Origin of the sequence: Streptococcus ovuberis (assembly GCF_012396585.1) — a bacterium.
Classification (GTDB): Bacteria; Bacillota; Bacilli; order Lactobacillales; family Streptococcaceae; genus Streptococcus; species Streptococcus ovuberis.
Window position 1 is genome coordinate 18010 of record NZ_JAAXPR010000025.1, and the last position, 10088, is coordinate 28097.

Annotated in this window: 5 protein-coding genes and 4 pseudogenes; 6 read left to right on the forward strand and 3 right to left on the reverse strand. The window is 35.1% G+C overall.

All coding sequences use genetic code 11. The annotated features are described in order from the left end of the window. Positions 1-72: 72 nt before the first annotated feature. Positions 73-516 carry a flavodoxin gene (locus HF992_RS10190; RefSeq protein WP_168549922.1) on the reverse strand — a complete coding sequence of 148 codons (444 nt, stop codon included), beginning with the start codon at positions 514-516 and terminating at the stop codon, positions 73-75. A gap of 1135 nt (positions 517-1651) precedes the next feature. Here HF992_RS10190 and HF992_RS10195 point away from each other — a divergent pair. Continuing rightward, positions 1652-1824, forward strand: a pseudogene (locus HF992_RS10195) (IS3 family transposase); the annotation flags it as partial. A gap of 42 nt (positions 1825-1866) precedes the next feature. On the opposite strand, the pseudogene HF992_RS10200 reads toward HF992_RS10195, so the two are convergent. Next, positions 1867-2628: pseudogene (locus HF992_RS10200) on the reverse strand (relaxase/mobilization nuclease domain-containing protein); the annotation flags it as partial. Positions 2629-2633: 5 nt separating this feature from the next. Next, positions 2634-2983, reverse strand: a pseudogene (locus tag HF992_RS11830) (plasmid mobilization protein). Between the two features lie 529 nt (positions 2984-3512). Here HF992_RS11830 and HF992_RS10210 point away from each other — a divergent pair. From HF992_RS10210 to HF992_RS10230, 5 genes and pseudogenes are all read left to right on the forward strand, one after another. Further along, positions 3513-4133: a TetR/AcrR family transcriptional regulator gene (locus tag HF992_RS10210; RefSeq protein WP_044679050.1), complete on the forward strand. Its 621-nt coding sequence runs from the start codon at positions 3513-3515 to the stop codon at positions 4131-4133. Positions 4134-4226: 93 nt separating this feature from the next. Then, positions 4227-5972, forward strand: a complete 1746-nt coding sequence (locus HF992_RS10215; protein WP_168549925.1) for an ABC transporter ATP-binding protein — start codon at positions 4227-4229, stop codon at positions 5970-5972. Then, entirely contained in the window at positions 5966-7699 is a 1734-nt protein-coding gene (locus HF992_RS10220; RefSeq protein ID WP_168549926.1) for an ABC transporter ATP-binding protein, read from the forward strand. Before HF992_RS10215 ends, HF992_RS10220 begins: the two co-directional genes overlap by 7 nt. A gap of 72 nt (positions 7700-7771) precedes the next feature. Beyond that, positions 7772-9112: an MATE family efflux transporter gene (locus tag HF992_RS10225; RefSeq protein WP_168549927.1), complete on the forward strand. Its 1341-nt coding sequence runs from the start codon at positions 7772-7774 to the stop codon at positions 9110-9112. A gap of 302 nt (positions 9113-9414) precedes the next feature. Further along, positions 9415-9833, forward strand: a pseudogene (locus HF992_RS10230) (sigma-70 RNA polymerase sigma factor region 4 domain-containing protein). Positions 9834-10088 lie beyond the last annotated feature (255 nt).

Consider the following 10088-nt stretch of genomic DNA (forward strand, 5'->3'; position numbering starts at 1 on the left):
TATGGGAAGGAGGCTAGGACCGATAGTGTCCGAGCCTCCTTTGGTTGTTGTCTGGTGGGGTATCCCTCGTACTTACAAGACCTTTTCAGCTAAGGATTGGGCAAAATGTTCGAGATTGACAATGTCCTCGTCCTCAGCAGCTAAATCTACTTTGACAGATTCAGCTCCTTTTGTAGCTCCAGCTGTAGTAAATGCAGCATCGAATTCATCAACGGATTTACAGAATTCGTCATAGAAGGTATCACCTGATCCACAGACACCGTAAACCTTGCCAGTCAGATCTAGCTGGGTCAAATCTTCGTAGAAGTCAACGATCTCATCAGGAAGCTCGCCGTCTCCATAAGTGTAGGTTGCAACGATCACCAAGTCTGCCTCTAAGAAACTATCTGCATCAACAGTAGTACATTCGTTGATTTCAAGATCAAGGCCTAACTCTTCTAATTTATTGGCAACAATATCTGCAATTTCTTCGGTATTGCCAGTCATGCTGGCATATACTATTTTGGCTAAAGGCATGAATTCCTCCAAAAATGTAATCTTCTACCCATTATACCATATTTTCCAGTTTTGTTAATCGAAAGATAATATTCCTGCAAGACAAATGTGTCAAATTAATGGGAGTGGGAAAAACTTCCGATAAACAAGAGGCATTCGTCGTTGCTTTTTATCCCAAGGTCCAGACTTGAAAGCGTCCACTGGACAATGTCACTCCCCTGCATCAGTTGATTAGGCCGGTTTTGGAGCGATAAAGCGGAGCAAGCTACAATCAGCGATGCTTGCTTGAAACTAAAGTCCCTAAGTAACTGTGCAGAGGAAACGCTAAAACTGACAAATCGCTAAGCATTTCTCCTAACCACCGCGTCAAGCTGTTTTTTCTACCATTCAAACACTATGGTTCTAGGGTTGTCATCGACTAGACTGAGCTTTGGAATTGCATTTAGCTGTTGCGGTGAATTTTAATGATACTGGGTTCATCTGTATTCAGTTTTTGCCCAGCAATGCCCGTAAAACCCCACCTAGAATTATCCAAAAACGCCCAGTAAGTAAAAATGATCACGAGCTTGGCCATAATCAAATTGAACATATAGATTAGGACAACTCCCCAAAAGAGCTAGCAGCCAAGATATCATTCTTCCTATCTTTTTCATAAACACTCCATTTTACCTAGAGATTACAGAGACGCCACCTTATTGATGACTGATGGTAATGACTAATCTTCCATTAGTCACTGCACTTTGCATCGTTTTTCTTTATGTTATATTCATAGAGTCCGCTATATAAAAAACTGAGGAAACTCGCCAATCAAACAAACCAGCTATACTACTCCAATGAAGTGCCTCTCCCAATCTATTCGCATGAGCAATAGCTTTCCTCGTATCTGAATATGAAAGATAAACCCGTGTCTCGCCCTACCAATAGGATGCAACATAAGCCGTATCACCTGATGCTGCAAGGTGATGCGGTTCCACTAAACGAGATAGAAGAATAAAGTGATCTACACTAAAGACAAATAGGAGAACAATAGGTCTAGAAAAATCTGTCGTCACTTTAGTGATGGCTTTAAGCACCAAATTGTTGACCTTCATGCTGCCGGTATGAAACGAAGCGCGCTGATCAAAGAATATGCGTTACCCCCTTCGACCCTTGACAAGTAGCTGAGAGCACCTATGGTTCCTTCAAACTGGCGTTTATGAATCAAGAAACCTTTCATTCCTTGGCAGAACTAACCCTTAAAACCAGGAACTATGTCCACTGGTGGCATCATCATCGCAGTCACGGTAGTCTCAATTACCAACCCCCATGGCTAAACGAGTGATCGCTTAACCAAAAACACGTTATAAAAAGTGTACAGAAAAGGGTTGTCTTTTCAATAGATGCTCTTTTTGCAAGGCGTTTTTTTAATCTTTCTTCAGTATAATTTTCTCCGATTGTTTTAGCTCTTGTAAATCTTGGCTTATCTTTCGGCTTAAAAGCGATACGCTTGCCATACTTAATTTCATAGTCAAGATCAGCCATCTTTTTTAGAAACTCATCCCAATCTTTAGACTGTTTTATCATTCTGTCAATGTCAAATTGAAGCCTGCTTTTCCAAGAAGTACCACGCTTTGCATGTTCGTTTTCATACCAAGACTTACCGTTAGTCTTATATTTTTTCTTATAGCTCTCGTAGAACTCATCAATGACAGATAGGTTATTTTCTTTGCATAGCTTATCGCTCTGATAACGGATTTGATGATAGCTTCTCTTATTAGACTGGTAGTAGCTACCTGTTACCATATTTACATTGTTGAAAATGATGTGGTTGTGAATATGTTCTTTATCTATGTGAGTAGATAAGACAAATTCATACTCATTTTTTAATATCTTTTTACACAGCTCCATGCCGATCTGGTGTGCTATTTCAGGCGTAGTTTCTCCCGGTAAAAAGGATTGAATAAGATGTCTTGCAAAAACATTTCCCTTTGTTCCTGCGTCGTTTCGTGTCCTTAAAAATTGAGTATGAGCAGTTGATTCGTGGCATTTATAAGTACTGACTAAAATCTGATCGTCTGTTTTATCTCCATTTACAATGTACTCGATTGCAAGATTAAGAGTCGATTTTATTGGGTGTATTTTTGTAATAGCCATGAAAACTAATCACCTCCGGAAGTCCTGTTAAGCAGTAGTGAATGAATTTGCCATAATTCTTTTGAGAAATGTTCGATCTCATTTTTTATATCACCAATGTCCTCTTTGTAGATTACACCTGTCGAATTTACTCGCTTTGCAATCTGATTGATGTTGTTTGTTGCGTTGGAAAGCAAGCCCTGTAAATCACTAAACGGTTCTAAATCTATTTGATAAATTTCTTTTTCTAAAACGCATTTGCGGATAAAAAGGCTCATATTTCTACATTTCGCAAGTCTTTTTTCTCATCAAAAAGAGCCTTTTCTTCTTCAGTCAATTTAATTTCAAGTCTTTTATTTCGTATTCTGTTTGCCATAGATAAGTCCTCCTTTAAATGTATTTCGGGGTCTTAGGGTTCTCCCTAAAAGTTTGCCCCAGCCAATAGTTTCCAATGAGAGTTTACTCGAATTGATGAAACTATTAGGCGAGGGTACAAGCTAAAAATTGATAAAAAAAGAAGCAGATCCCCAAGGGCTGCTTCATCAATTTTTTCGTAAGTGTCCGTACACTTACTGTGCTTGCTACAAAAGAATGGTTATGGTAGCAAGCATTAAGCATATATCAAATTTTATAGTTTATTATATCAAAAATTTTAGAACCTGTATTCACAATAGGGATATTAAGTTAATTAGACTAGTTTTTTGCCAACTGAGGACAATTTTTGTGGGAATAATGGCCGTATTACCAGAACATTTGATAGTGAGTAAGCTAAAATTAGCCCATTCTAGTCAGTGTTTCTATTGTGAATACAGCTTCTTAGGTATTTGCCATATCTAACTTGACAAAGAGAAATCTATTCAGTATAATGATAACTAAGTTATCAAAAGACGAAAGGAGGTGGAATAGTGACCGATTTAACGGGCTATGAACTTACACATAAAAAAATCTTGGATAGTGGAAAAGCAACCTTTATGAAGGATGGATATGAACGAGCCAATTTAAGAAAAATTTGCAAAAATGCTGGAGTTACTACAGGAGCCTTTTATCGTCATTTTGAAGATAAAGAAGATTTGTTTGTTGCATTGGTAGAATCTCTTGCTAATGAGATATTAGAGCTTTATTCCAAATTTGAAACAGAGTCATTTCAAAGTTTAGACAGAAATAAATTTATGGATTTGGCAGATATTAATTTGGTTGGGGTAATGGAAACTGCATTGTATGTGTTTGAAAAGAAGGATATATTTGAACTTTTAATCTATAAATCGTATGGAACTAAATATGCAGATTTTGCTGATAAATTGATTAAATTTGAGGATGAAAATCAAAAAAAGGTATTTCAAATCTTAGCCGAGAAAAAACAAATGACTGAAATTCCAGAAACTGCAGTTCATCTATTAAACCATGCCTATATAAATGCTTTGAGTGAAATAATAATTCATTCTAAAACAATAGATGAAGTAAAAGAGAATTCAAAGATAGTTGTAAAATTTTTTAATGATGGTTGGAAAAATCTTTTAGGTTTTTAGTATAAGGGCAATTGCTTTTTTGACCCTTATTTTTTTGGACAGGAGATAACTAAGTTAGCAAACAAAGTTATCTTAATTGTGGAGGTGTTAAAAATGAAAGAAAAAAATCTTGCTGTAATATTGTGGCAACTTGCACAAAGAGAGCATTTAAAATTGAAAACATCTGTACTTATAGCGAGTATTGGTGTTATTGCAGGAATCGTTCCATACATTGCTGCAAGTCGTATATTAGTCTATTTAGTAAATGGAAACGGAGATTTTAAAGTTTATGCTATGTGGATGGGGATAGGACTATTATCTTATATTTTAAAAACTCTCTTATACACAATGGCTTTATCTGTATCTCATAAGGCGACTTTTAGTGTGTTGAAGGATATTCGTTTGAGAATGCTTGATAAACTTCCAAAGATGCCATTAGGAGAAATAATTTCAGTTCCAAGTGGGGACTTTAAGCAGATTATGGTAGACCAAGTTGAAAGTATGGAAAAGCCGCTTGCTCACCTGTTGCCTGAAATGACATCGAACCTCTTGGGTTCTTTGAGCCTATTTATTTACTTATTATTTCTTGATTGGAGAATGGCTTTACTATCATTGGCATCAATTCCTATGGGAATGATTTTTATGGGATTTGTAATGAAAAATTATGCCACTCAGTATGAGGGTTCGGTAAGAGTAAATAGAGATATGAACTCTGCAATCGTTGAGTATATTAATGGAATAGAAGTAATTAAAACATTTAATCAGGATAAAAAATCATATGCAAAGTATAAAGACAAAGTTATTGCAAATGCTAAATATTTTTATGAATGGATGAAGAGCTGTCAATTGCCGGTGTCTTTATCTAAAAATATATCACCGACCACAATGATAACAGTACTTCCGTTTGGTTGGTATTTCTACATTCATGGAAGTTTAAGTGCGGAAGTATTTATATCGATTATCATTTTATCTTTAGGCATTGCAGGACCTTTACTTGAAACAATAAATTTTGTTGATGGACTTGCAAAGATAGGGACTATTGCAAATTCTATTAACTTGATTTTGGAGGGCAAAGAACAAAAGCATTCCGATAAAGATGTGGATATTAAGCAGTATGGTATTAAGCTACAAGATGTAAAGTTTGGATATGAAGAAGAAAAAGAAATTCTTCATGGAGTATCACTGAGTATAAAAGAAGGAACAACGGTGGCTTTTGTCGGTTCAAGCGGAAGCGGTAAGTCAACTTTAGCAAAATTGATAGCAGGATATTGGGATATAGGTGATGGAAGTATAAAAATTGGAGGACATAATCTTGTAGATATACCACTTAAGCAATTGTACGGTTTGATAGCTTTTGTTTCTCAGGATAATTTTTTGTTCAACGAAAGTATTAGAGAAAATATCAGAATGGGAAATCTAAGTGCAAGTGATGAAGAAGTCGAAGAGATTGCCAAGAAGTCGGGCTGTCATGATTTTATTATGAGGATGGAACATGGTTACGACACTGTTGTTGGAAATAGTGGGAGTCATGTTTCCGGAGGAGAAAGACAGAGAATATCCATAGCAAGGGCAATGCTTAAAAATGCACCTATTGTAATACTTGATGAGGCTACTTCATATATAGATCCGGAAAATGAGGTGACTATTAAAAAATCTTTGTCAAAGCTGATACAAAATAAAACTGTCATTATTATTGCACATAGGCTATCAACAATAACAGATGCAGAGGAGATTTTCTTAATTGAGAGTGGAGAGCTTATTTCACACGGTAAACATGAAGAACTTATGGAGAATTCTAAGCTATATCGAAAAATGTGGGAAGCTCATATTGGAGTAAAGGATGGTGAAGCAGAATGCTAAGTGCTTTAAAAAAGATTTTGGATTTCTCAGGTTATGAGAAGAAAAATATATATCATTCTATATTGGTAAGTTTTCTATTTGCGATTTTTCATATGCTTCAAATTAGTGCCATTTACTTTATAGTAAAAGGTATTGTCGAAAAAGATGTGAGTATGATGCCTGCATGGACTGCTTTGATACTTCTTGTTGTAAGTATAGGGGGAAGAAGTATTGCAAATTATTATTCGCAGTTACAACAATGCCATGCAAGTTATTTTATGGTAGCAAATAAAAGAGTGGAAATAGGTGAAATGCTTAAAAAGATACCTATGGGATTCTTTAATGAAAACAATATTGGTGAAGTCGTTGGCATTTCAACAACCGTTTTGGGGGATGTAGAAAATACTGCTGCAATGGTTATGGTAAATACCCTATCCGGCTTCATTAACATGATAATTTTTACACTGATGATTTTGGTGTTTGAGTGGAGAATTGGCTTAATTGTAACGATTGGTAGCTTGTTGTATTTGTTTGTTTTATCAAAAATGGAAAAAGAGTCAAGGAGTTTACTTCCTAAAAGACAAGAGGCATCTGCAAAATTAGTTGATGCTATTTTGGAACAGATAGGAGGAATGGCTGTTATAAAAGCCTTTAATTTAACTGGTAAAGGAGATGAAAGAGTCAGGAGGGCTATTGAAAATACCAGAAAAACAAATCTTGATTGCGAAAAGCTGTTTACACCTTATACGATTTTGCAAAATATTCTTTTGGATTTATTTAGCATTTTAATAATAGGTGCAGGTATTTTCTTCTATCACAGAGGAGAACTTTCGTTCTTAAATACAGTTATGACGATTATAATTTCATTTCTTGCTTTTTCACAAATTAAATTGGCAGGAAGTGCCACAACTGCTCTCAGGGTTGTCAGTGGCTCTATTGAACAAACTAAAGCATTAGAAGAGTTTCCACAGATGGATATTGAGGGAAAAGAAATAAAACCTGATAATCTTAATATTTTTTTTGAAAATATAGAGTTTTCATATTCAGGCAAAAAAATCCTTGATGATATATCTATTGAGATACCGCAGAAACAGATGACTGCAATAGTCGGACCGTCAGGAGCCGGTAAAACTACATTTTGTAACTTAATCGCAAGATTTTGGGATGTGGATAAAGGCAAAATCAGTATAGGCGGTCATGATATAAAAGAATACTCATTAGAATCATTGATGAGGCAAATCAGTATGGTTTTTCAAAATGTATATTTGTTTCAAGACACAATAGAAAATAATATAAAATTTGCTAAGCCTGATGCTACACATGAGGAAGTTGTAGATGCTGCTAAAAAGGCTTGTTGTCATGACTTTATTATGAGCCTGCCTGACCAATATGAAACATTTATAGGTGAAGGTGGTGCGAGTCTATCTGGAGGTGAAAGGCAGAGAATATCAATAGCAAGGGCGATGATAAAAAATGCACCGATTATTATTTTTGACGAAGCAACGGCGAACATAGATCCGGAAAATGAAGATAAATTACAAGTTGCTATGGAAGAACTTACAAGGAATAAAACAGTCATCATAATTGCACATAGGTTAAAAACCATAAAAAATGCAAATCAAATACTTGTTTTGGCAAATGGGAAAATAACACAGAATGGAACACACGAAGAACTTATAAAAATAGATGGAATTTATAAGAACTTCATTGAGGCAAGATATATAGCCGAAAATTTGAAACTGTCATAATAAAAAATGTTTTGTACTAATATGAATGAAACATCATTTTATATTACTAAAATACAAGGAGGACTATTATAAATGAAACAAGATATGAAAGAACAACTATTAACTAAAAGACCTATAGACTTACTCTTTCAGCTATCGATTCCTGCAATTATTGGAATGATAGTGATTGGTCTTTATCCTTTGATGGATGGTATATTTGCAGGGAAAATCATAGGGCAGACAGCTATGACCGCTTGTGGAGTTGCAATGCCCCTGACCTTTTTAAATAGTGGAATTTCAACTCTGCTGGGCGTAGGTTCTGCCTCAGTTCTTTCGAGGGCACTTGGTAAAGGAGATCAAAAAACTGTAGATAAAATCATGGGAAATCTGACTTTTTGGGTAATTTTGTTTTCGACAATCATTACAGTTGGAGGAATATTCCTTGCTCCTCATTTCTTATCTATGGTAGGGGCAACAGGTGAAATAAAAGCTTATGGTATAAGATACCTGAGAATAATTTTTGTAGGTTCTATATTTGTAAATTTCGCACAGTCCGCAAATATGGTTATGCGTGGCGAAGGGTTGATGAAAAAAGCTATGATGATCATGGGACTTGGAGCATTGCTCAATATTATTCTTGATCCGATCTTGATGATAGTTATGGGTAAATATGCTATTGAAGGTGCTGCAATTGCAACAATCACAGCACAGTTTGTTCAAGCTGTTGTAACATTGTTCTATTTCCTAAAAAAGAGTAAAGTCGTTAAAATTCATAAGATAAAATCTGATTCGGAAATTAAAACAGAAATGTTTGCGATAGGTTCATCAGCTATGATGATGCAACTTCTGTTTATGATTCAACAAACAATGCTTTATAAAATGGCTTTTAAGTACGGTGGAGATACAAACGGAATTTTAATGGCTGCCACAATGCGTATATATGCTTTTTCGTTTATTCCTCTTTGGGGAATGAGTCAAGGATTGCAACCGGTTGTCGGAACAAACTTCGGGGCAAAGCAGTTTGACAGAGTAAAGCATACTATGAAGGTGTTTTCTATTGGAGGACTTGTTCTTGCGGCAATCTTTTGGATTCCATCCCTATTACTTTCAAATCAGATTCTTTCCTTATTTGGTGTAGAGGAAAATATAATTGCACAAGGTGTTAGTAATTTCAGATTAATATACTCTGTATTTATTTTGAATGGAGTATTAGTCATGACGATTGCATTTTTTCAATCTATTGGAAATGGAAAAAAGGCAGGAATTATTGTTATGCTTAGACAATTATTCTTGTTTGTTCCTGCAATGATTCTTCTTCCAATGGTATTTGGAGTAAAAGCTGTTTGGTTTACACAACCATTAGTAGATTTCATTATGATTGTCGTTGGAGTATTTATGATGCTTGGAGAACTGAAAAAGATGGACAAAGAATAAGGGCAAGCATAAACCGTTTCACTATTTAGCTAAAGGTAAATAACAAAAGGTTTAATTTATGAAAGATAGTCAGTTATGAAAAACGGAGGGAGAGGAAATGAAAGAGGCTATATATTTAATGACTCATAATAAAAACATCCTTTTTTCGTATAAGATTCATAATTGCCTATTGCCATAATCAATTAAATAAAACTAAAGAAAGATCAGATTTCTTTCATTTCAGAGGACTTATTATGCCTATGTGCAGAAGTCCTCTTTTTTTGTTTTAAAACGCAGACAAAAAAAGAAATGGAGGAAATAAAATGCCAAAAGAATATTACCTTTATGTCAATGGACAAAAGGTTAAAGTCAGCGAGCATATATATATAAAGTTTACTGGCGAGGAAGAGAACATGAAAAATACTTAGAGCAGGTGGACAGGAAAAACCACTTGCTCTTTTTTTCTTCTCTGGATTATGATGGACACTTTGTAGATAATATTGTTGATGAAAGTGTTGATGTTGAAAAGATTGTTGAAACACAGATGATGATTGAATCCCTTAGAGAGGCTATATCAAAACTTAATGCTGAAGAAAGAGATATTATCGAAAGACTGTGTTTTAATGATGAAACTCTATCAAGTATTGCATCAGAAAGGAAAGTGAGCTATCAAGCTATACAAGGTAGGAAAAACAGTATACTTCTGAAGCTGAGAAAATTTATAGAAGAAAAATTTAAATAATTGCCTTGTGATAGGGGTCAAATTTTCCTTTATAAAGTGAAGGGGAAGTTTGACCTCCTTTGTATTATGGCTTCAAGCCAGTTTTTCTCGGAGAGAAAAATGAGAAAACCACCAGCTAAGCTGGTGGCTGATAAGGCTTCTAGCTTCCATTTATTTTTCCTAGTATAATCTAATTGTTCAGGTTAGATACAGAAAGGAGTAAAATAGTCCAATGGACTATTTTAGCAATGGCTAAAACCAGTTATAGTTTATCAC

Bases quoted from the DNA above. Each gene is read 5' to 3' on its own strand.
- HF992_RS10220 (WP_168549926.1), top strand. From the start codon at position 5,966: ATGCTAAGTGCTTTAAAAAAGATTTTGGATTTCTCAGGTTATGAGAAG.
- HF992_RS10225 (WP_168549927.1), top strand. From the start codon at position 7,772: ATGAAACAAGATATGAAAGAACAACTATTAACTAAAAGACCTATAGAC.
- HF992_RS10215 (WP_168549925.1), top strand. From the start codon at position 4,227: ATGAAAGAAAAAAATCTTGCTGTAATATTGTGGCAACTTGCACAAAGA.
- HF992_RS10190 (WP_168549922.1), bottom strand. From the start codon at position 516: ATGCCTTTAGCCAAAATAGTATATGCCAGCATGACTGGCAATACCGAA.